This window comes from Dermacoccus sp. Ellin185, assembly GCF_000152185.1.
Classification (GTDB): domain Bacteria; phylum Actinomycetota; class Actinomycetes; order Actinomycetales; family Dermatophilaceae; genus Dermacoccus; species Dermacoccus nishinomiyaensis.
Map to the genome: position 1 here is coordinate 101,250 of NZ_AEIQ01000045.1, position 21,214 is coordinate 122,463.

Below are 21,214 nucleotides of genomic sequence, written 5' to 3' on the forward strand. Positions count from 1 at the left end.
GAGCGGCTGAGTCCGACATGTGAGCGGCCCCGGGGATCATCCCCGGGGCCGCTCGTCGTCGGGTGACGCGGTGAGGCAGGATGGCGTCATGAACCGTCAGCAAGAGTTCGTGCTCCGCACGATCGAGGAACGTGACATCCGATTCGTGCGTCTGTGGTTCACGGACGTGCTCGGAACCCTCAAGTCGGTCGCCGTGGCGCCGGCGGAACTCGAGGGGGCGTTCGCCGAGGGCATCGGCTTCGACGGTTCGTCGATCGACGGTCTCGCGCGGGTCTACGAGGCCGACATGCTGCTGCGCCCGGACGCCTCGACGTTCCAGGTGCTGCCGTGGCGCGGCGAGAACCCCGGCACTGCGCGCATGTTCGCCGACATCCTGCTGCCCGACGGCACCCCGAGCCTCGCCGACCCGCGTGACGTGCTGCGCCGCTCGCTGACGAAGGCCGCCGACCTGGGGTTCACCTTCTACACCCATCCCGAGATCGAGTTCTACCTGTTCGAGCAGGACCTTGACCACGGCCGTCCCGTGCCGGTCGACTCGGCCGGGTTCTTCGACCACGTGCCGCACGGCACGGGCCACGACTTCCGGCGCGCCGCCATCACGATGCTGGAGAACATGGGGATCTCCGTGGAGTTCAGTCACCACGAGGGCGGGCCGGGGCAGAACGAGATCGACCTGCGCTACGCCGACGCGTTGTCGATGGCCGACAACATCCAGACGTTCAAGGCCGTCATCAAGGAGGTCGCGCTCGAGCAGGGCATCTTCGCGAGCTTCATGCCGAAGCCGATGGCAGGCCAGCCCGGCAGCGGCATGCACACGCACCTGTCGCTGTTCGAGGGTGACACGAACGCGTTCCACGAGCCGGGTTCGCCGTATCAGCTCTCGCGCACGGGCCGCCAGTTCGTCGCCGGCCTGCTCCACCACGCGCCGGAGTTCACGGCGATCACGAACCAGTTCGTCAACAGCTACAAGCGCATCTGGGGCGGTTCCGAGGCGCCGGCGCACATCTGCTGGGGGCACAACAACCGCAGCGCGATGATCCGCATCCCCATGTACAAGCCCGACAAGGGCCAGAGCACGCGCATCGAGGTGCGCACCCTCGACGCAGCGTGCAACCCCTACCTCGCGTACGCCGTCATGCTGGGCGCAGGCCTCAAGGGCATCGAGCAGGGCATGGAGCTGCCGCCCGAGGCCGAGGACGACGTGTGGACGCTCACCGAGCGCGAGCGTCGCGCCATGGGCATCCGACCGTTGCCGGCCTCGCTCGACGAGGCGATCCGCACGATGGAGGAGAGCGATTTCGTCGCCGAGGTGCTCGGCGAGCACGTCTTCGACTTCGTGCTGCGCAACAAGCACAACGAGTGGGCCGCCTACCGCGACCAGGTGACCGAGTTCGAGATCAAGCAGGATCTGCGCCGGTTGTGAGTCGTACGCAGCAGACCAAGAGTTCCGCGGCCTGGCGCAAGGCGGGCTACACCGACACCGAACGCGCCGGCTCGATGGCCCAGGAGGTCGCCGACCTCGTCCCGACCGACGTCCTGCTCGACGTCACGGGCGCGGTCGCCGACCCCGACCAGGCGCTGCTCGCGTTCGTTCGGTTGCGCGAGGCGCTCGATGCTCCCGGCCGGCGCGCGCTGACGGAGGCGCTGACGCAGCCGCTCGCACGAGCGCGCTTGTTCGGCGTGCTCGGCGCCTCGAGCGCCCTCGGTGATCACCTCGTCGCCAAGCCCGAGCAGTGGCGCGACGTGGTCGCCGCGGAGCGTCGCGACCAGGCGGCGTTCGCTCAGGCGCTCATCGCCGAGATCGACGGGCGGGACGACGACGTCAGCGCCTACGACGCGCTGCGCGTGGCCTACCGTCGTCAGCTCGTGCAGATCGCGGCGCTCGACGTCACCGACGTCCCCGCCAATGTCCTGCCCGCGACGGCAGCGTCACTCGCCGACCTCGCGGGTGCCGCGCTCGAGGCGGGGCTGCACATCGCGACGCAGAGCGTCGAGGGCGCCGAGCAGGCTCGACTCGCCGTCATCGGCATGGGCAAGACGGGCGGGCGCGAGCTCAACTACATCTCCGACGTCGACGTCATCTTCGTCGCGCAGCCCGCGGACGGGGTCGACGAGGACGTCGCCCTGCGCTTCGCTACGGAGCTCGCGACCGAGCTGATGCGCGCTTGCTCGGCGAGCACGGGGGAGGGTTCGCTGTGGCAGGTCGACGCCGCGCTGCGCCCGGAGGGCAAGCAGGGCCCCCTCGTGCGCACCGTCGCGAGCCACCGCAACTACTACGAGCGCTGGGCGAAGGGCTGGGAGTTCCAGGCGCTCCTCAAGGCGCGCCCCATCGCGGGCGACCGTGAGGTCGGCGAGGCCTACATCGCCGCGATGCGGCCGATGGTGTGGCAGGCCAGCAAGCGCGAGAACTTCGTGGAGGACGCGCAGGCGATGCGCCGTCGCGTCGAGTCGCACGTGCCCGTCAGCGAGCAGGCACGCCAGATCAAGCTCGGCCCGGGCGGTCTGCGCGACATCGAGTTCTCCGTGCAACTGCTGCAGCTCGTCCACGGACGCACCGACGAGCGGGTGCGCGCCCGCTCGACGCTCGACGCCCTCGAGGCGCTCAGTTCGTGGGGTTACGTCGGGCGCACGGATGCCTCGGCGCTCGACCGCTCCTACCGTCAGCTGCGCGTGCTCGAGCACCGCATCCAGCTGAGCAAGATGCGTCGCACCCACCTCATGCCGACGTCGAGCGCAGACCTGCGCCGCCTCGGACGCGGCGTCGGGTTGATGCGCGACCCCGACGAGGCCGTCACCGCCCACTGGCAGGAGCTCGCGCGCTCGGTGCGCCGCCTGCACGAGAAGCTGTTCTACCGGCCGCTGCTGTCGGCCGTCGCGCGTCTCGACGACGATGAGGCGAAGTTGTCGGACGAGGGCGCGCGCGATCGTCTCGCCGCGCTCGGTTACGCCGACCCGAGCGGCGCGCTGCGCCACCTGCAGGCGCTGACGTCGGGGCTGTCGCGGCGTGCGCAGATCCAGCGCACGCTCATGCCCGTCATCCTGCAGTGGCTCGCCGACGGCCCGACCCCCGACGCCGGGCTGCTCGCCTACCGCCGCATCAGTGACGAGCTCGGCACCTCGCACTGGTACCTCAACACACTGCGCGAGGGCAGCACCGCGGAACTGTTCGCCGAGGTGCTGTCGAAGTCGCGCTACGTCTCGGAACTGCTCGAACGCGCGCCCGAGAGCGTCAAGCTGTTCGCCGACCCTGCGCTGCGCGTGCCGCGTGACGAGAAGGCGATCAGCGCGACGATGACGTCCGTCGCCGGTCGCCACGACGACGTCGACAAGGCGATGCTCGCGGCGCGCACCGTCCGCCGCACCGAGCTGACGCGCATCGCCATCGCCGACGTGCTCGGCGAACTCGACCTCGAGGGCGTCGAGAAGGCCCTCACCGACGTCATGGCCGCGATGCTGCAGACCGGGCTCGACCTCGCATGGCGCGCCGTCTGCGATGACTCGGACGCACGCCTCACCGACGTCACGATCATCGGTATGGGACGCTTCGGCGGGCGTGAGCTCGGCTACAGCTCCGACGCCGACGTCATGTACGTCCACCGCCCGCGCGACGGCGCCGACGCCGGTGCTGCGCAGGACCAGGCGCTCGCCGTCGTCACCGAGTTGCGACGCCTCGCGGCGCTCGCCGGGCCAGATCCGAAGCTCGAGATCGACGCGGCGCTGCGTCCCGAGGGCAAGCAGGGCCCCCTGGTGCGTTCCCTCGACTCCTACGCCTCGTACTACGAGCGCTGGTCGGAGGGCTGGGAGGCCCAGGCGTTGCTGCGCGCCTACCCGCTCGCCGGCGACGCCGACCTGGGCCGCGCCTTCGTCGACCTCGTCGATCCGCTGCGCTGGCCCGAGGGCGGCATCAGTGACGCCGCGGTGCGTCGCATCCGCACGCTCAAGGCGCGGATGGAGGCCGAGCGCATTCCCCGCGGGGCCGATCCGCGCACCCACTTCAAGCTGGGGCGCGGCGGGTTGTCCGACGTCGAGTGGTGCGTGCAACTGCACCAGTTGCAGCACGCCCACGCCCACCCACAGTTGCGTCGGACCGGCACGATCTCGACGCTGCGGCTGCTCGTCGAGCTCGAGCTCATGGACGCCCACGACGCCGAGGTGCTCGCCGACGCGTGGACCTTCGCCTCCCGGGTGCGCAACGCCTCGGTGCTGTGGCGCGGCCGCCCCGTCGAGTCGCTGCCGAGCGACCTGCGCGACGCGGAGGGCATCGCGACGCTGCTCGGACTGCCCGCCGGTGACGGTCGTCAGCTCGGCGAGGAGTACCGCAAGGTCTCGCGGCGCGCCCGGCTCGTCGTCGACCGCGTGTTCTACGGTGAGGATCCTCACAACAGCACCGGACCGAGCTTCCGACGCTGAGACGGGCGGGCAGGCGCTCGGTGCCGCCGCCTAGAATGGAGCGGTGATTTCGCGTCGTGACCTTCGTGGTTCAGCCCTGACCTCCCTCGATGCACGCGGCCTGCGCGATGCGCTGCCGCGCGCGCAGTTCGACATTGAGGCGGCCCTCGACGTCGTGCGTCCGCTGTGCGAGCAGGTGCGCCATGACGGGGCCGACGCGCTGCGCGAGCTGGGGGAGCGATTCGACAAGGTGCGTCCGACGCACCTGCGGGTGCCCGCGGAGGTGCTCGCAGCCGCCGAAGCGCAGCTCGACCCCGCGATCAAGGACGCCCTCGTCGAAGCCATCCGCCGCGTGCGGATCGTCCACGCCGCGCAGGCGCGCGAGGACGTCACGACGCAGGTGAGCGACGGCGGCAGCGTCACCGAACGTTGGATCCCCGTCGAGCGCGTCGGGCTCTACGTGCCCGGCGGCCTCGCCGTGTACCCGAGCTCGGTCGTCATGAACGTCGTGCCCGCGCAGGTCGCGGGCGTCGACTCGGTCGCCGTCGCGAGCCCGCCGCAGGCGCAGAGCACCGGCGAGTTCGCCGGTTACCCGCACCCGACGATCCTCGCCGCGTGCTCCCTGCTCGGCGTCGACGAGGTGTACGCCGTCGGCGGCGCGCAGGCCGTCGCGATGTTCGCCTACGGCGCACGGGAGAAGGATGGCACGAGCGTGTGCGAGCCCGTCGACCTCGTCACCGGCCCGGGCAACATCTACGTCGCAGCCGCGAAGCGCCTGCTCAAGGGCCTCATCGGCATCGACGCCGAGGCGGGCCCGACGGAGATCGGCATCCTCGCCGACGACACCGCGGACGCCGAGCACGTCGCCGCAGACCTCATCAGCCAGGCCGAGCACGACAACCTCGCGGCCTCCGTCCTCGTCACCGACTCGACGCGCCTCGCCGACGACGTCGAGGCAGCCCTCGAGCGCCGCGCCCGCGCGACGAAGCACAGCGAGCGCGTGCTCACGGCCCTCGGCGGTCCGCAGTCGGCCATCGTCCTCGTCGACGACGTCACGGCCGGGCTGCGCGTCGTCGACGCCTACGGCGCCGAGCACCTCGAGATCCACACCGCCAGCTCGCGCGAGGACGCGCTGCGCGTGCGCAACGCGGGTGCTATCTTCGTCGGCACCTACTCGCCCGTCAGCCTCGGCGACTACGCCGCCGGGTCGAACCACGTCCTGCCGACCGGCGGGTGCGCCTGCCACTCGAGCGGGCTGTCGGTGCAGTCGTTCCTCAAGGGCGTCCACATCGTCGACTATTCGCGCGAGGCCCTCGCGGAGGTCGCGGACGTCGTCGTCACGCTCGCGAACGCGGAGGACCTGCCGGCGCACGGCGAGGCCGTGACGGCGCGCTTCGAGCGTCGGGACGAGGCAGAGGCCGGGACGGAGAACGCGCCCGCATGAGCGAACCCACGATCACGCAGCTGCTGCGCGAAGACCTGCGAGACCAGAGCGCGTACGGCGCGCCGCAGCTCGACGTGCCCATCGCGCTCAACACGAACGAGTCGTCCTACGACGTGCCGGAGACGGTCGTGCGCAGCATCGTCGAGCGAGTCGAGAAGGCCGCGGGCGGGCTGAACCGCTACCCGGATCGCGAGTTCACCGAACTGCGCGCGGCCCTCGCCGACTACCTCGATCGCGTGACGGGCGTCCGGTTGCCCGTCGAGCAGATCTGGGCCGCCAACGGCAGCAACGAGGTGCTCAGCCACATCGTGCAGGCCTTCGGGGGCCCGGGCCGCGTCGCGCTCGGCTTCACGCCGAGCTACTCGATGCACCCGATCATCGCGCGCGGCGCGGGAACGACATGGGTCGACGGCCTGCGCGATCGTCGTGAGGGCGTCTATGACCTCGACGTCGACCTCGCAGTCGAGCAGGTGCGCGAGCACCGTCCGAACGTCGTGTTCGTCTGCACGCCGAACAACCCGACGGGCACCGCGGTGAGCAACGACGTCGTGCGCGCCATCTACGACGCGGCGCCGAACGCCGTCGTCATCGTCGACGAGGCGTACGTCGAGTTCGCGCGCCCGGGCACGCCGAGCGCCCTCGAGCTGCTCGCCGATCACCCGCGCCTGATCGTCAGCCGCACGATGAGCAAGGCGTTCGCGTTCGCCGGCGCGCGCGTCGGTTACATGGCCGCCTCGCGCGAGATCTGCGACGCGATGCGTCTCGTGCGTCTGCCCTACCACCTGTCGTCGGTGACGCAGGCGACCGCGCTGGCGGCCCTCGACCACGCCGAAGAGATGCTCGCCATGGTCGATGCGATCAAGGCCCAGCGCGACCGCATCGTCGAGGCCGCGCGAGTGGCGGGGCTCACGCCGACGCCGAGCGATGCGAACTTCGTTCTCATCGGTGGTCTCACCGACGCGCACGCCACGTGGCAGGCCCTGCTCGATCGCGGCATCCTCGTGCGCGACGTCGGCATCGCGCACCACCTGCGCATCACGGCCGGCACGCCCGCCGAGACGGACGCCGTCATCGCGGCCCTCACCGACCTCGCCCCCACGCACGCCCTCCAGGAGGAGAAAGCATGAGCGACGCGACCGACTTCGTCATCCCCGACGTGCCCGCCGACCACCGGACAGCGCTCATCGAGCGCACGACGAAGGAAGCCTCGATCAGGCTGTGGCTCGACCTCGACGGTACGGGCACGTCCGACATCCGCACCGGGGTGCGCTTCTACGACCACATGCTCGACTCGCTGAGCAAGCACAGCCTCATCGACCTGCGCATCCGCGCCAGCGGCGACCTCGACGTGGACGCCCACCACACGGTCGAGGACACCGCGATCGTGCTCGGCCAGGCCCTGCGCGAAGCGCTCGGCGACAAGTCGGGCATCTCGCGTTTCGGGGACGCGAAGGTGCCGCTCGACGAGGCGCTCGTCGAGGCGGTCGTCGACGTCGCGGGCCGCCCGTACGTCGTCCACACCGGTGAACCGGACGGCCAGATCTACGCGGTCATCGGGGGCAACTACATCGGCTCCCTGACGCAGCACGTCATCGAATCGCTCGGCTACAACGCGGGCATCGCGCTGCACGTCAACGTCATCTCCGGGCGCGACCCGCACCACATCGTCGAGGCCCAGTTCAAGGCGATCGCCCGCGCGCTGCGCGCCGCGGTGGCGAAGGACCCGCGCGTGCAGGGAATCCCGAGCGCGAAGGGTGCTCTCTGAGTCATGCCGAGACTAGGTCGGCAGTCGAACTTCACCGGCGCGCTCGACGCCGTCGTCGTCATACGCGGCGATGCCGAGCGTGTGGCTCGCTGGGTCGAACAGGGCACCGTGCCCGCGTACGTCGTCGACCTCGACGGGCCGTGGTGCGCCGTCGTCGCGGCGGGCCCTGGGCATGCGGCCGCGCCCTTTGACGACGCCGCGACGGTGCTCGTCGCCCGCCCCGTTCCGCAGATGATGCGCCCGGCCGCCGGGTTCTTCGTCCACGGCGACGACGCCGTCGTCCTCGTCCAGCCGCGACGGTGGCGCTCCCTGCCGCGTTGGTTCGTCGTCCGCCGCGGTTTCGGGGTCGTGCGCGCGGCGCTGCCGCAGGCGAGCCTCGCGGATCTGCTCGCGGTGGGGGAGAACTCGCACCCGGAGACGCTCGAACGCGTCCTCGCGCAGCGCGGCGCCGAGCCGATCGAGGTGCTGCGTGGCGTCATGGTCGCCCTCGGCATCCCCGCCGGGCATCTGCTCGCGCTGCATCCGCGGGCGGCGATCGAGGCCGATCTCGTCGAACCTGATGCGAAGGCAGTACGACGCTTCGACAAGCACACCCGCGAGGAACGCGAAGAACGGCGAGAGATCGAAGGGCACGCCCTGATGGAGGAGAAGCGATGAAGAAGGTCGTCGTGCTCGACTACGGCAGCGGCAACATCCACTCCGCCGTGCGCATGCTCGAACGCATTGGCGCCGACGTCGAACTCACCGCCGATCCCACGTCTGTGGCGCGCGCAGACGGGCTGTTCGTGCCCGGCGTCGGCAACTTCCACGCGTGCGCCGCGGGGCTCGTCGCCGCGGGCGGGCGTGAGCTCATCGCAGAGCGACTGACACGTCAGGCCCCCGTGCTCGGTATCTGCGTCGGCATGCAGGTCATGTTCGACGGCTCGAGCGAGCCGTCGCCGTCACCGGTCGACGGGCTGGGGCTGTGGCATGGTCGAGTCGAGCGTCTCGACGCCCCGGTCGTACCGCACATGGGCTGGTCGCAGCTCGAGCCGGCGCCCGGCAGCCGACTGTTCGCCGGTGTCGAGGACGAACGGTTCTACTTCGTCCACTCGTTCGCGGCCCCCGCGACCGTCGCCGACCTCAACTCGGGCGCCCGCGTCACGCTCGCGACGCACGGCACCCCCTTCGCCGCGGCCATGGAGCAGGGTGCGCTGAGCGCCACCCAGTTCCACCCCGAGAAGTCGGGTGACGCCGGCGCCGCGCTGCTGACAAACTGGCTCGACACCCTCTGATGCCATGCCCAGCCACCCCGATCCGACGGCTCGAAGGAGCACCATGACCACCGAACCCCGCCTCGAACTGCTGCCGGCCGTCGACGTCGCCGGCGGTGAGGCCGTCCAACTCGTCCAGGGCATCGCCGGGACGGGCGGCCAGTTCGGCGACCCCGTCGCCGCTGCACTCGCGTGGCAGGAAGCGGGCGCCGAGTGGCTGCACCTCGTGGACCTCGATGCCGCGTTCGGACGCGGCGAGAACCGCGGCCTGCTCGCCAAGATCGTCGGCACACTCGACATCAAGGTCGAGATGAGCGGCGGCATCCGTGACGCCGAGTCACTCGAGGCTGCGCTCGCCACGGGCTGCCGTCGCGTCAACCTCGGCACCGCAGCCCTGGAGAACCCCGAGTGGACCGCTGCCGCCATCGCCGAGCACGGCGACCGCATCGCCGTCGGCCTCGACGTGCGCGGCACCACCCTCGCCGCCCGCGGCTGGACGAAGGAGGGCGGCGACCTATGGGAGACCCTCGCCCGCCTCGACCGTGAGGGCTGCGCGCGCTACGTCGTCACCGACGTCGCGAAAGACGGGATGCTCGCCGGCCCCAACACCGCGCTGCTGCAGCAGGTGTGCGAGCGCACCGACCGCCCCGTCGTCGCCTCCGGCGGCGTGACGACGCTCGACGACCTGCGCGCGCTGCGCGAGCTCGTGCCGTACGGGGTCGAAGGCGCCATCATCGGCTCGGCCCTCTACAAGGGCACGATGACGCTCGCCGACGCCCTCGACGTCGCGGGGCGCCCCGAGTGAGCGGCCCGGGGCAGAGCGACACGGGGCCGAGCGACACGGCCGGCATCCCGTTCAACGGCCGCGAGGTGACGAGCACCGGTTTCGACGACGACCGCGGCGAGGCCGATGCGGCTCTCGTGGCGGCGCTGGCGAGTGGTGACGAGGAGGCGTGGGTCGCAGCGTTGGCCGAGAGCAGGTTGCTCGTGCCGATCGTCGCCGCCCCCACCGAGGTCGACACGAGCGGGGAGCACGCCGTCGAGAAGTCGACCGACATGGCTGTCGTGACGCTGACCGCGCCGGACGGTACAAAGGGCCTGCCCGTCTTCACGAGCCTCGAAGCGCTCGCCGCCTGGGATCCGGCGGCCCGCCCGTCACCCGTCAAGGCCGCGTTCGCGGCGCAGGCGGCCATCTCAGAGGAATGCGACGTCCTGCTGCTCGACATGGCCAGCGAGCATCGCGTCGTCGTGCGCGCGAGCATGGTCTGGGCGCTCGCGCAGCAGCAGGCCTGGGTGCCCGCCTACCGTGACACGCACGTGCGCTCCGCCATCGGGCAGGCTGTGCGCGTCGAGGAGGCCGTGCTCGCGCAGGAGTGCGTCGACGGGGGAGAGGGCGTGCTGCGGCTGCGTCTCACCCTCGCCCCGGGTCTGAGCCAGGACGAGGTCCGCGCGCTCGCCACACGCGTCGGCGAGCGGCTGGCCGCCGACGGTGAGACTCGCGCCCGCATCGAAGCTCTCGCCTTCGAGTTCGTCGCGGCGTGAGGCGCGGGCGGCACTGAAAACCCCGGAAGAGCCGGGGGGCACATGACGCAGGGGCCGGACGGTGAGATCCACCGTCCGGCCCCTGCGTCATGCGTCGGCGCGTCGACACCTGGCGTACGGTCTGACATCGTGCTCAGTCGAACTCGTCGTGCAGCGGGAACCCGCACTCGTGCAGGTGGTCGAGCACCCGGTCAATCTCCTGTGGGCTGGGCAGCTCCTGGGTCACCTTCGTGATGCCGACACCCACATCGACCCGGTCAGCGGGCACGAGCCCATCGGCGACGAGGTGGTTGCCCAGTTCGTGCATCTCCTCAGGAGAGAGCCGGCGCCGCATGAGCGCGAGCAACGGCTGGTAGTCGCGCTCCGGTACCCCCGTGGGGTAGCTGACGCGCAGCCAGTTGACGATGCGCTCGAGGGACGGGTTCATCGCCTCACTTCTTCTCGGCGAAGGTCGGGAACACGTGCTCGAACGACACCTTGTAGCCGAAGCCCGACGCGATGATGATGGCGAGGCCCAGCGCCACCGCGACGGCGACGAGCGCGAAGCAGAGCAGGCCGACGGGCTTGCCCCAGGACTTGGCGCTCTCGCCGGTTGTGAGAGCGCCTTCACCGGCGGCGAAGCCACGCACGCCGAAGGCGAACAGGGCAGGCACGCCTGCACCGAGGACGATGGCGACGAGAAGCACCTTCCAGGCGCTCTCGAACGCGAGGGAGAGAGTGTTCATCGGGAACCAACCTTGGTCGCGGGGTGGACGGTGTTGCGGTCGGACTCGGCCACGACGTCGGGGATGTGCGTCGCCGCGAGGTCCTGCGGGTCCCACTCCTCGTTGACGTTGTTGTGGTCGACCGGCGTCTTGCGCGAGTGGTAGAACATGTATGCCGCGAACGCGCACAGGATGGCGAAGACGACGATGCCGCCGGCGCCACCACCGATGACGTCACCGAGGTACCACATGAGCGCACCGACGACCGCGGCGGCGGGCAGGGTGATGAACCAGGCGAGCACCATGCGTCCGGCGACACCCCAGCGGACCTCCGCGCCCTTCTTGCCCAGGCCGGTACCGAGGATCGAACCCGTCGCGACGTGCGTCGTCGACAGCGCGAAGCCGAGGTGGCTCGAGACGAGGATGACGGCGGAGCTGGCCGACTCGGCAGCCATGCCCTGCGGCGACTCGATCTCCACGAGGCCCTTGCCGAGCGTGCGGATGATGCGCCAGCCGCCGAGGTAGGTGCCGGCCGCGATGGCGAGCGCACAGGCGAACTTCACCCACAGCGGAACGCTGTGCGTGTCGGTCCAGGAGCCGTAGCCGATGAGGGCGAGGGTGATGACACCCATCGTCTTCTGCGCGTCGTTGGTGCCGTGAGCGAGCGAGACGAGCGAGGCGCTGCAGATCTGACCCCAGCGGAAACCACGCTCGGACTCGGCGTGACTGACCTTCTTCGTGATGGCGTAGATGAGCTTCGTGCCCAGCGCCGCGACGACCGCCGCGATGAAGGGCGACAAGAACGCGGGGATGATGACCTTGCCGACGACACCGTCGAGCTTCGAACCGTCACCCGTCCACTTGACGCCCGCCATGCCGATCGCGGCGATGGCCGAACCGATGAGACCACCGAACAGTGCGTGGCTCGAACTGCTCGGGATGCCGAGCAGCCACGTGAGCAGGTTCCACACGATGCCACCGACGAGGCCGGCGAGCACGATGAGCAGCAGGGCCTGGCCGTGGTCGGTGAGGAACTCCGGTTTCGGAGCGCCGTCCTTGGCCTGGATCTTGATGACTGCGTTGGTGACGGTGAGGGCGACCTCGACCGACAGGAAGGCACCGATCAGGTTGAGGATGCCGGAGAGGGCGACTGCCACCTTGGGCTTGAGGGCACCGGTGGCGATGGACGTCGCCATCGCGTTGCCGGTGTCGTGGAAGCCGTTGGTGAAGTCGAACGCCAGTGCCGTGACGATGACGAGCACGAGAAGAATGAACGAGAAATCCACACGGCAAGTGTGCAACCGCGCAGTGGCCGCCGAGTGCGCTGTACGCAAACGGGTGTTGGCACTGCGGGAAATTCGCGGGGGCGCCCGATATCTGTTCACCGGAAGTTCACCTCCCGTGCGGCGATTCTTTGCCGGACGGGCACGCGCGAGGGCGCCCCGGCGTCTCGCGCGGTTGACGGGGGCGGCCCGCTCGACCACGTGACGCAACGAGACCGCCGGGTCCGGAGCATGAGCTCCGGACCCGGCGGTCTCGAATCGATCGCGCTGAGGTACAGGCGCGATCAGTGGATCTGCGCGATCAGAGGTTGATCATGTGCCCGGCGATGCCGTGCACGGCTTCCTTCACGGCCTCACCCAGCGTCGGGTGGGCGAAGATGTTGCGCGAGACCTCGTCGGCCGTCAGATCCCACTGCTGCGCGAGCGTCAGCACCGGCAGCATCTCGGTGACGTCGGGGCCGATCATCGCGGCGCCGAGCAGTTCGTCGTGCTTCGCGTCTGCGATGACCTTGACGAAGCCCACGGCCTCGCCGAGGCCCTGCGCCTTGCCGTTCGCGGAGAACGGGAACGTCGCCGTCTTGACGTCGTAGCCCTTCTCCTTGGCCTGCGCCTCGGAGTAACCGAACGAGGCGACCTGCGGCTGGCAGTACGTCGCGCGCGGAATCATGTCGTAGTTGATCTCCATCGTCTCGACGCCCGCGATGGTCTCGGCGGCGACGATTCCCATGGCCTCGGCGGTGTGCGCGAGCATGAGCTTGGCCGTCACGTCACCGATGGCGTAGACCTTGTCGACGTTGGTGCGGCCGCGCCCGTCGATCTCGATGGCGCCGCGCTCGGTGAGCTTGACGCCGAGATCCTCCAGGCCGTAGCCCTCGACGCGCGGCTTGAAGCCGAACGCCGACAGCATCTTGTCGGCCTCGAGCACCTGCGAGTCGCCGCCCTTGGCGGGGGAGACGGTGACCTTGACGCCGGAGCCCGTGTCCTCGGCCTTCTCGACCTTCGTGCCGGTCATGACCTTGATGCCGAGCTTCTTGTACTGCTTGAGCAGCTCCTTGGACACGTCCGCGTCCTCGGTCGGCACCATGCGGTCGGCGAACTCGACGATCGTCACGTCGACGCCGAAGTTCTTCATGACGTAGGCGAACTCGACGCCGATGGCGCCCGAACCGCCGATGATGATGGAGCCCGGCAGCTCCTCCGAGAGGATCTGCTCCTCGTAGGAGACGATGTTCTTGCTGAGGTCGACCCCGGGCATCGTGCGCACGGTGGCGCCCGTCGCGATGATGAGGTTGTCGTAGGTGACGCTCTGGGTGGAGCCGTCCTCACCCTTCACGTCGATGGAGTGGTCGGCCTTGAGCGTGCCGTGACCGTTGATCTCCGTGATCTTGTTCTTCTTCATCAGGTAGTGAACACCCTTGACGATGTTCGACGAGACCTGACGGGAACGCTTGTGCGTGGGCCCGAACGCCATCGTGGCGTCGCCCTCGATGCCGAACTTCTCTTTCTCGTGCGTGAGCACGTGCGCGAGTTCGGCGTTCTTCAGCAGAGCTTTCGAGGGGATGCACCCGACATTGAGGCAGACACCTCCCCAGTACTTCTGCTCGATAACGGCGGCGCTCAGGCCGAGCTGGGAGGCGCGGATAGCCGCGACGTACCCACCCGGGCCGGCGCCGAGGACGACGACATCAAAATGATTGGCCACGAGGCAGAGCCTAGACCCATCGGGGCGCAGGGTGTGAGTGCAGGTAGTTACTGACGGGTAGAAGTTTGCGGTGCCCGGTCCCGACCGTTCCCGTGCGCCTCGCGGCGCGTGGGGCTCAGTCGTCCGCCGCCTCGGTGTGCTGCGCGAGCAGCTCCTGCGCCAAGGGCGTGTCGACGACGATCGAGGTGAGGTAGCCCCCGCGGATGCCGGCCGCGACGGCCGCGGCGCGCGCCCGACCGTGCGACAGGGCCACGACGTGGGTGATGAGCCGCAGGTCGTCGGGGCGCATGCTGACCAGACGTGCCGTCAGGCCCGCGTGCACCGGCGCGCCGGTCACGTCGAACAGGGAGCCGGCGATCTCGCCGACGACCTGCAGGCGCGCGAGATCGTCGCGCTCGTCGTCGCTCGCGAGGTCGAACAGGGTGCTCTCGCCACTGCTCCACCCGCCGACGCCGACGAGTGCGAGGGAGCAGTGCTTGGCGTCGTCGAGGGTGCCTGCGACGCTCGCCTGAGCGCGAATGACGGCGGCCGCAGCGGCGTCGTCGGCAACGAGCGGCGCGTAGAAGACGCGGGGTTCTCCGCCGGTGAGGCGGGCGGCGTCACGCACGACGTCGACGGGGGAGGATTCGTACGCCGGCAGGTCGAGGGCCCCGGAGAGCTGGACGATCGGCACGGGTGGCAGACCGTCGAAGTGGCGCACCGCCTTGGCGACCATCCGGCTCCATGGCAGCCCGATGACGTCGGTCGGCTGCGCGAGGCGCCGCATGAGGTCGGCGCCGCGGCGGGCGAGCTCGTCCTGCGCGGCGTCCGTCTCGAGTTCCTCGACGTCGACGACGACGGCGTGTGCGAGCCCGAACGCGTCGCGCAGGCGGCGTTCGAGGTGCTCGCACCCGGCGCCGGGGTCGACGACGTCGATGCGGACGATTCCCTGGTCGCGGGCCTCCTCGAGCAGGCGCGCCACCTTGAACCGACTGATGTCGAGCTCTTCGGCGATGGCCACCTTGGAGGCGTCGTCGAGGTAGTAGCGACGTGCTGCGTGGACCATGAGGCGCTGATGCTGCGGTGCGCTCGCGTCGACCATGGGAACTCCCGGCGTTCGTAGCGTGAATCGTGGGTTGACATTGTGTGTCGAATCACACTTTACTCATATGTGCCTGCTAGTGCTCAAGTGAGCATGGTGCTCGTTCGAGCATTGCACACCAGGCACGACGACATGGGAGGTTTCGTGGGACGACGACGAAATGGCATCGCCCTCCTCGCCGCGGCAGCACTGGTGGGCGGTTCTACGACCGCGTGCGCGGGCTGGGGTGGCGGGGTCTCATCGGGTGGCAAGGACAGCATCAACGTCCTCATGGTCAACAACCCGCAGATGATGGACCTGCAGAAGCTCGCGCCGGAGTTCGAGAAGGAGACGGGCATCCACGTCAACTTCACGGTGCTGCCGGAGGACGACCTGCGCGACAAGACGAGTCAGGAGTTCAGCGCCCAGGCCGGTCAGTACGACGTCGCGACGTTGAGCAACTTCGAGATCCCGATCTACGCGAAGGCCGGCTGGGTCGCGGATCTCACGAGCCACGTCAAGGCCGACACCCAGTTTGACCAGGACGACATCCTCGATCCCATGACGAAGGCGCTCAGCGTCGACGGGAAGATCTACGGCGAGCCGTTCTACGGCGAGTCGAGCTTCCTCATGTACCGCAAGGACATCCTGGCGTCGAAGGGCATCACGATGCCCGCGAACCCGACGTGGCCGCAGGTCGCCGACATCGCGGCCAAGGTCGACGGCGCCCAGCCGGGCATGCGCGGCATCTGCCTGCGTGGTCAGCCAGGATGGGGTCAGCTGTTCGCGCCGCTGACGACCGTCGTCAACACCTTCGGGGGCACCTGGTTCACGAAGGACTGGCAGGCGCAGGTCGACTCGCCCGAGTTCAAGCAGGCGACGAACTTCTACGTCGACCTCGTCAGGAAGCACGGTGAGGCCGGAGCGCCGCAGGCGGGCTTCACCGAGTGCCTCAACAACACCCAGCAGGGCAAGACGGCGATGTGGTACGACGCGACGTCGGCCGCCGGTTCCCTCGAGGCCAAGGGCTCGCCGGTGGCCGGGAAGATGGGCTACGCGCCGGCTCCCGTCGTCAAGACGAAGAACGCCGGTTGGCTGTACGCCTGGGCGTGGGCGATCGAGCAGAAGTCCGAGAAGAAGGACGCCGCCTGGAAGTTCGTCTCGTGGGCCTCGGGCAAGAAGTACGAGAAGCTCGTCGGCGAGAAGATCGGCTGGTCGTCGGTCCCCTCCGGCAAGCGCGCCTCGACGTACGAGATCCCCGAGTACGTCGCCTCCGCGAAGGCGTTCGCCGAACCCGCGAAGAAGGCCATCGAGTCGGCTCAGCCCGACAACCCGGGCGTCCAGCCCCGACCCGCGGGCGGCATCCAGTTCGTCGACATCCCCGAGTTTCCGGCCCTGGGCACCCAGGTCAGCCAGGAGGTCAGCTCGGCCATCGCCGGCAAGCAGAGCGTCGACGCGGCGCTCGAGACGGGCCAGGAGCTCGCGAGCGACGTGGCCGAGGACTATCGCAAGCGTGAAGGGAAGTGAGTGACGTGAGCACCAACGCGCTCGCACGAGGGGGCGAGGACGACTTCGACCACCGCGACCCCGACAACCACGATCTCGAAACGGCTCCGGGCGGCAAGACAGCCCTGGCCCGGACGGGAGCCTGGGCGCGCCGCGCGCCGCTGCTGCCGGCGCTGATCTTCATGATCATCGCGACGCAGCTGCCGTTCGTCGCGACCATCGTCATCTCGATGATGCGCTGGAACGCGTATTACCCCGATGACGTCGGATTCGCCGGCTTCGACAACTTCGTCACGGTGTTCACGAACGTCAACACCCGCAAGGCGATCTGGGTGACAATCCTGCTCACGCTCATCGTCGTCATCATCAGCCTGCTGCTCGGGCTCGGCATCGCGCTGCTGCTCGATCGCAAGTTCAAGGGCCGCGGCATCGTCCGAACCCTCATGATCACGCCGTTCCTCATCGTGCCCGTCGCCGCGGCGCTGCTGTGGAAGCACGCGCTGTTCAACCCCGAGTACGGCCTGTTCAACGGATTCCTCAAGATGGTTCTCGGCGACGACGCTCCGCAGCCGGACTGGATCACGAACAACCCGCTGCTCGCGGTGGCGGTCTCGCTCATCTGGCAGTGGACGCCGTTCATGATGCTCATCTTGCTCGCGGGTCTGCAGTCGCGCCCGATGGACGTCGTCGAGGCCGCGCGCATCGACGGTGCGTCGAACTGGCAGATCTTCAAGCACATGACGCTGCCGCACCTGCGCCCGTACATCGAGCTGAGCACCCTGCTCGGCGCGATCTACATCGTGCAGAACTTCGACGCCGTCTTCACGATCACCTCGGGTGGTCTCGGCACTGCGAACCTGCCGTACCTCATCTACCAGACCTTCTACCAGGCCCACGACTACGGTCAGGCCTCCGCAGCCGGTGTGATCGTCGTCCTCGGCACGATCATCATCGCGACGGCCGCCCTGCGCACCGTCCTCAGCCTCTTCAAGGAGGAGAACTGATGAGCACTCCCGCCTCCGCGGCCGCTGCACCCGCCGCGACGCCGAAGTCCTCCGGGCCCGCGTACACGCCGAACCCGAATAAGAGGTCGGGCGCCCTGCTCGGCGTCCTCGCCTGGATCATCGGCCTGCTGTTCGTCCTGCCCGTCGTGTGGATGGTGTGGATCTCGTTCCACTCCGAGAACGACGCGGCCACCAACCCGCCCAAGTTCGACGCTCCCTTCTCGACGGAGGGCTACAAGAACTTCTTCGACTCGAACCCGTGGCCGTCCCTGGCGAACTCGCTGACGGCGAGCGTCGTCTCGACCCTCATCGTCCTGCTGCTCGCCCTGCCGGCCGCGTACGCCCTGTCGATCCGTCCGGTGAAGAAGTGGTCGGACGTGTTGTTCTTCTTCCTGTCGACGAAGTTCATGCCCGTGGTCGCAGCGCTGCTGCCGATCTACCTGTTCGCGCAGAAGGTCAACCTGCTCGACAACATCTGGCTTCTCATCCTGCTGTACACGTCGATGAACCTGCCGATCGCGATCTGGATGCTGCGCAGCTTCCTCGCCGAGGTTCCGAGCGAGATGCTCGAGGCCGCCCAGGTCGACGGCGCCGGTCTCGTGCGCACGCTGCGTGAGGTCATCGCGCCGGTCGTCATGCCCGGCATCGCCTCGGCCGCGCTCATCTGCTTCATCTTCAGCTGGAACGAGATGCTGTTCGCCCGCGTGCTCACCGGTACGGTGGCGGAGACCGCGCCCGTGTTCCTCACGGGCTTCGTGACGAGTCAGGGCCTATTCCTCGCCAAGGTGTGCGCCGCGTCGATCGTCGTGTCGCTGCCCGTCCTCGCCGCCGGTTTCGCCGCGCAGGACAAGCTGGTCCAGGGCCTGTCGATGGGAGCTGTTCGCTGATGGCCGTCCGCCTTTTGCAATCCACGTTGGCCGAGCTGCCGGAACAGGTGGCGCGCCCCACCTACGACCGCGCGAAGCTGACGACGGGCATCGTCCACTTCGGCGTCGGCGGCTTCCACCGCGCGCATGAGGCGATGTACCTCGATCGCCTCATGAACGACGGCGAGGCATTCGACTCGGCCATCACGGGCGTGGGGGTGCTGCCGCACGACAAGCGCATCGTCGACACCCTCAACGCGCAGGACGGGCTCTACACCCTCGTCCTCAAGCACCCTGACGGCACCCGCGAGCCGCGCGTCATCGGCTCGATCCAGAAGATGCTGTTCGCGCCCGACGACCCCGACGCGGTCATCGACCTCATGGCGAGTCCGGAGGTCAAGATCGTCTCGCTGACGATCACCGAGGGCGGCTACCTCGTCAACCAGGTGACGGGGGAGTTCGAGGCATCCAACCCGGGCATCCAGCACGACCTGGCCGACGGGGCGTCACCGCAGACGGCGTTCGGGCTCATCGTCGAGGCGATCCGACGCCGTCGCGACGCGGGGCTCACGCCGTTCACCGTCATGAGCTGCGACAACCTGCCGGGCAACGGCGAGATCGCGCGGCGCATGATGACGGCGTACGCCGAGCTGAAGGACCCGTCGGTCGCGCAGTACATGCGCGATCACGTCGCGTTCCCGAACTCCATGGTCGACCGCATCACGCCCGTCACGGCGCCGGAGGACATCGCCGAGCTTGCCGACACGTTCGGTGTCGAGGACGGCTGGCCGGTCGTGTGCGAACCGTTCGCCCAGTGGGTGCTGCAGGACGAGTTCACCAACGGGCGCCCGCCGTTCGAGGATGCCGGAGTCCAGATCGTCGACGACGTCGAACCGTACGAGCTGATGAAGCTGCGCCTGCTCAACTGCGGCCACCAGACGCTCTGCTACGTCGGCTACCTCGCCGGTTACCGCTACGCGCACGAGGTGTGCAGCGACCCGTTGTTCGTCGACTTTCTGCTCGGTTACATGGAGAAGGAGGGTTCGGCGACGCTGCCGGAGGTGCCCGGGGTCGACCTCGACGCCTACCGTCACGAGCTCATCGCGCGGTTCGCCAACCCCGAGGTGCGCGACACGCTCGCCCGGCTGTGCATGGAGAGCAGCGACCGCATCCCCAAGTGGCTCGTGCCGGTCGTCAAGCACAACCTGGCGCACGGCGGCGAGATCGACCGCTCGGCCCTTGTCATCGCGTCGTGGGCGCGCTACGCCGAGGGCGCCGACGAGCAGGGCGACCCGATCGACGTCAACGATCGCGCCAAGGAGGCCGTCATGGCGGCCGCAGCGGCGCAGCAGGACGACAAGCTCGCGTTCCTGCGCAACCCGGACTTCTTCGGCGACCTCGTCGACGACGAACGATTCACGACGGCCTACGTCGCGGCACTCGACTCGCTGCACGAGGTCGGAGCCCGAGCCACGCTCGAGGCCCGCGCCGCCCAGGACGCCCGCCCCGGCGCGTGAGCCGGCACGGTGACGTCGGGGTGACCTGACGAGGCGTGGTCGGCGCCGCCGGCATCGTGCCTGCGGCGCCGGCCGCGTCGGAGTCCTCGGGGGTGAATGGAACCCCAGGACGACAGAGGAGACCGGATGACGTGTGACGAGAGGAACCCCATGCGCGTGCTCGAACTGAGCGCACCCGAGACGCTCACCCTGACCCAGCGTGACGTGCCGACGCCCGGCCCCGGGCAGGTGCTCGTGCGCATGACGTGCGTCGGCGTGTGCGGCAGTGACACGCACTACCTCACGCATGGGCGCATCGGCAGCTACGCCGTCGACTACCCGATGGTGCTCGGGCATGAGGGTGCCGGTGTCGTCGAAGCGGTCGGTGAGGGCGTCGACGCCTCGCGCATCGGCGAGCGCGTCAGCATCGAACCGGGCGTGCCGTGCCGCACGTGTGCGCAGTGCCTCGCCGGCGCCTACAACCTGTGCCCTGACATGGTGTTCCACGCGACGCCGCCGTACGACGGCTCGCTCGCCGAATGCATCGTCCACGACGCCGCCTTCGCGCATCCGGTGCCCGACGGCGTGAGCGACGAGGCTGCTGCGATGGTCGAACCGCTGTCGGTCGGATTGTGGGCCTGCCGCAAGGCCGATGTGACGCTCGGAGATCGCGTCCTCATCACCGGCTGCGGCCCCATCGGGCTCATGTGCCTGCTGGCCGCCCGGGCGCGCGGCGCGCGTGACATCACCGTCGTCGACCTCAACCCCGAACGCCTCGAGCGTGCCCGGGCGCTCGGTGCGCGGGTCGTCGACTCACGTCACGAGAGGTTCGACGAGCGCGAGTACGACGTTCTGCTCGAGTGCTCCGGGGTCGCCTCAGTCACGCTCGCCGGGATGCGGGCCCTGGCGCGAGGCGCTCGCGCCGTGCTCGTCGGGATGGGCGGCGACACCGTCGAACTGCCCCTGTCTGCGCTGCAGGAGCGTGAGGTCAGCGCCACCGGGGTGTTCCGCTACGCGAACACATGGCCGCAGGCGCTCGCGATGCTCGCGGGCGGCGTCGTCGAGGTCGACGATCTCGTGACGGGGCGTTTCGACCTCGCCGACGGCGAGCAGGCCCTGCGCGCGGGCCTCGACGACCCGGCATCCGTCAAGGCCATGATCTATCCGAACGGACTGCCGACGGTCTGATCTCACCTTACG

The 21,214-nt window shown here is 69.3% G+C and carries 19 protein-coding genes; 14 read left to right on the top strand and 5 right to left on the bottom strand.

The annotated features are described in order from the left end of the window. The first annotated feature begins 88 nt into the window (after window positions 1-88). The 9 genes from glnA to HMPREF0321_RS03805 are packed head-to-tail and all read left to right on the top strand — an operon-like array spanning window position 89 to window position 10,393. The gene (gene glnA, locus HMPREF0321_RS03765; RefSeq protein WP_006944201.1) at window positions 89-1,423 is read left to right on the top strand and encodes a type I glutamate--ammonia ligase; all 1,335 of its coding nucleotides are present in this window, start codon (window positions 89-91) and stop codon (window positions 1,421-1,423) included. After that, entirely contained in the window at window positions 1,420-4,410 is a 2,991-nt protein-coding gene (locus HMPREF0321_RS03770; RefSeq protein WP_006944297.1) for a bifunctional [glutamine synthetase] adenylyltransferase/[glutamine synthetase]-adenylyl-L-tyrosine phosphorylase, read from the top strand. Before glnA ends, HMPREF0321_RS03770 begins: the two co-directional genes overlap by 4 nt. Window positions 4,411-4,453: 43 nt before the next feature. After that, on the top strand, window positions 4,454-5,833 hold the full coding sequence (gene hisD / locus HMPREF0321_RS03775) for a histidinol dehydrogenase (protein ID WP_006944185.1): 1,380 nt from the start codon (window positions 4,454-4,456) through the stop codon (window positions 5,831-5,833). Further along, window positions 5,830-6,960: a histidinol-phosphate transaminase gene (locus HMPREF0321_RS03780; RefSeq protein WP_006944275.1), complete on the top strand. Its 1,131-nt coding sequence runs from the start codon at window positions 5,830-5,832 to the stop codon at window positions 6,958-6,960. Before hisD ends, HMPREF0321_RS03780 begins: the two co-directional genes overlap by 4 nt. Further along, the gene (hisB, locus tag HMPREF0321_RS03785) at window positions 6,957-7,598 is read left to right on the top strand and encodes an imidazoleglycerol-phosphate dehydratase HisB (RefSeq protein WP_006944159.1); all 642 of its coding nucleotides are present in this window, start codon (window positions 6,957-6,959) and stop codon (window positions 7,596-7,598) included. Before HMPREF0321_RS03780 ends, hisB begins: the two co-directional genes overlap by 4 nt. A gap of 3 nt (window positions 7,599-7,601) precedes the next feature. Beyond that, window positions 7,602-8,255 carry a hypothetical protein gene (locus HMPREF0321_RS14665; protein ID WP_006944237.1) on the top strand — a complete coding sequence of 218 codons (654 nt, stop codon included), beginning with the start codon at window positions 7,602-7,604 and terminating at the stop codon, window positions 8,253-8,255. Then, complete coding sequence (hisH, locus tag HMPREF0321_RS03795; protein ID WP_006944195.1) at window positions 8,252-8,872, top strand: imidazole glycerol phosphate synthase subunit HisH; 621 nt, start codon at window positions 8,252-8,254, stop codon at window positions 8,870-8,872. Before HMPREF0321_RS14665 ends, hisH begins: the two co-directional genes overlap by 4 nt. A 43-nt stretch (window positions 8,873-8,915) precedes the next feature. Beyond that, a complete protein-coding gene (gene priA, locus HMPREF0321_RS03800; RefSeq protein WP_006944303.1) occupies window positions 8,916-9,656 on the top strand; it encodes a bifunctional 1-(5-phosphoribosyl)-5-((5-phosphoribosylamino)methylideneamino)imidazole-4-carboxamide isomerase/phosphoribosylanthranilate isomerase PriA in 741 nt (246 codons plus the stop codon). Then, entirely contained in the window at window positions 9,653-10,393 is a 741-nt protein-coding gene (locus HMPREF0321_RS03805; RefSeq protein ID WP_006944234.1) for an SseB family protein, read from the top strand. The genes priA and HMPREF0321_RS03805 overlap by 4 nt, the downstream gene beginning before the upstream one ends. A 133-nt stretch (window positions 10,394-10,526) precedes the next feature. Here the strand turns inward: HMPREF0321_RS03805 and HMPREF0321_RS03810 are convergent, their stop codons facing one another. From HMPREF0321_RS03810 to HMPREF0321_RS03830, 5 genes are all read right to left on the bottom strand, one after another. Next, window positions 10,527-10,820 (bottom strand): DUF3349 domain-containing protein, encoded by a 294-nt coding sequence (locus HMPREF0321_RS03810; RefSeq protein WP_006944287.1) that lies wholly within the window; start codon window positions 10,818-10,820, stop codon window positions 10,527-10,529. Window positions 10,821-10,824: 4 nt separating this feature from the next. Continuing rightward, complete coding sequence (locus HMPREF0321_RS03815) at window positions 10,825-11,118, bottom strand: hypothetical protein (RefSeq protein ID WP_006944293.1); 294 nt, start codon at window positions 11,116-11,118, stop codon at window positions 10,825-10,827. Continuing rightward, window positions 11,115-12,383 carry an inorganic phosphate transporter gene (locus HMPREF0321_RS03820; protein ID WP_006944238.1) on the bottom strand — a complete coding sequence of 423 codons (1,269 nt, stop codon included), beginning with the start codon at window positions 12,381-12,383 and terminating at the stop codon, window positions 11,115-11,117. Before HMPREF0321_RS03820 ends, HMPREF0321_RS03815 begins: the two co-directional genes overlap by 4 nt. A gap of 298 nt (window positions 12,384-12,681) precedes the next feature. Continuing rightward, on the bottom strand, window positions 12,682-14,082 hold the full coding sequence (lpdA, locus tag HMPREF0321_RS03825) for a dihydrolipoyl dehydrogenase (protein WP_006944264.1): 1,401 nt from the start codon (window positions 14,080-14,082) through the stop codon (window positions 12,682-12,684). A gap of 115 nt (window positions 14,083-14,197) precedes the next feature. Further along, window positions 14,198-15,163, bottom strand: coding sequence for a sugar-binding transcriptional regulator (locus HMPREF0321_RS03830; RefSeq protein ID WP_006944170.1), 966 nt, complete (start codon window positions 15,161-15,163; stop codon window positions 14,198-14,200). A 132-nt stretch (window positions 15,164-15,295) separates the two neighbouring features. Between HMPREF0321_RS03830 and HMPREF0321_RS03835 the strand changes: the two genes are divergently transcribed. The 5 genes from HMPREF0321_RS03835 (at window position 15,296) to HMPREF0321_RS03855 (ending at window position 21,202) form a co-directional block, all read left to right on the top strand. Continuing rightward, window positions 15,296-16,669 carry a sugar ABC transporter substrate-binding protein gene (locus HMPREF0321_RS03835; protein ID WP_040014396.1) on the top strand — a complete coding sequence of 458 codons (1,374 nt, stop codon included), beginning with the start codon at window positions 15,296-15,298 and terminating at the stop codon, window positions 16,667-16,669. Between the two features lie 104 nt (window positions 16,670-16,773). Next, the gene (locus tag HMPREF0321_RS03840; RefSeq protein WP_235182046.1) at window positions 16,774-17,652 is read left to right on the top strand and encodes a carbohydrate ABC transporter permease; all 879 of its coding nucleotides are present in this window, start codon (window positions 16,774-16,776) and stop codon (window positions 17,650-17,652) included. After that, window positions 17,652-18,539 carry a carbohydrate ABC transporter permease gene (locus tag HMPREF0321_RS03845; protein WP_006944162.1) on the top strand — a complete coding sequence of 296 codons (888 nt, stop codon included), beginning with the start codon at window positions 17,652-17,654 and terminating at the stop codon, window positions 18,537-18,539. The genes HMPREF0321_RS03840 and HMPREF0321_RS03845 overlap by 1 nt, the downstream gene beginning before the upstream one ends. Continuing rightward, window positions 18,539-20,035, top strand: coding sequence for a mannitol dehydrogenase family protein (locus tag HMPREF0321_RS03850; RefSeq protein ID WP_006944266.1), 1,497 nt, complete (start codon window positions 18,539-18,541; stop codon window positions 20,033-20,035). Before HMPREF0321_RS03845 ends, HMPREF0321_RS03850 begins: the two co-directional genes overlap by 1 nt. Window positions 20,036-20,161: 126 nt before the next feature. After that, window positions 20,162-21,202: an NAD(P)-dependent alcohol dehydrogenase gene (locus HMPREF0321_RS03855; protein ID WP_006944326.1), complete on the top strand. Its 1,041-nt coding sequence runs from the start codon at window positions 20,162-20,164 to the stop codon at window positions 21,200-21,202. Window positions 21,203-21,214 lie beyond the last annotated feature (12 nt).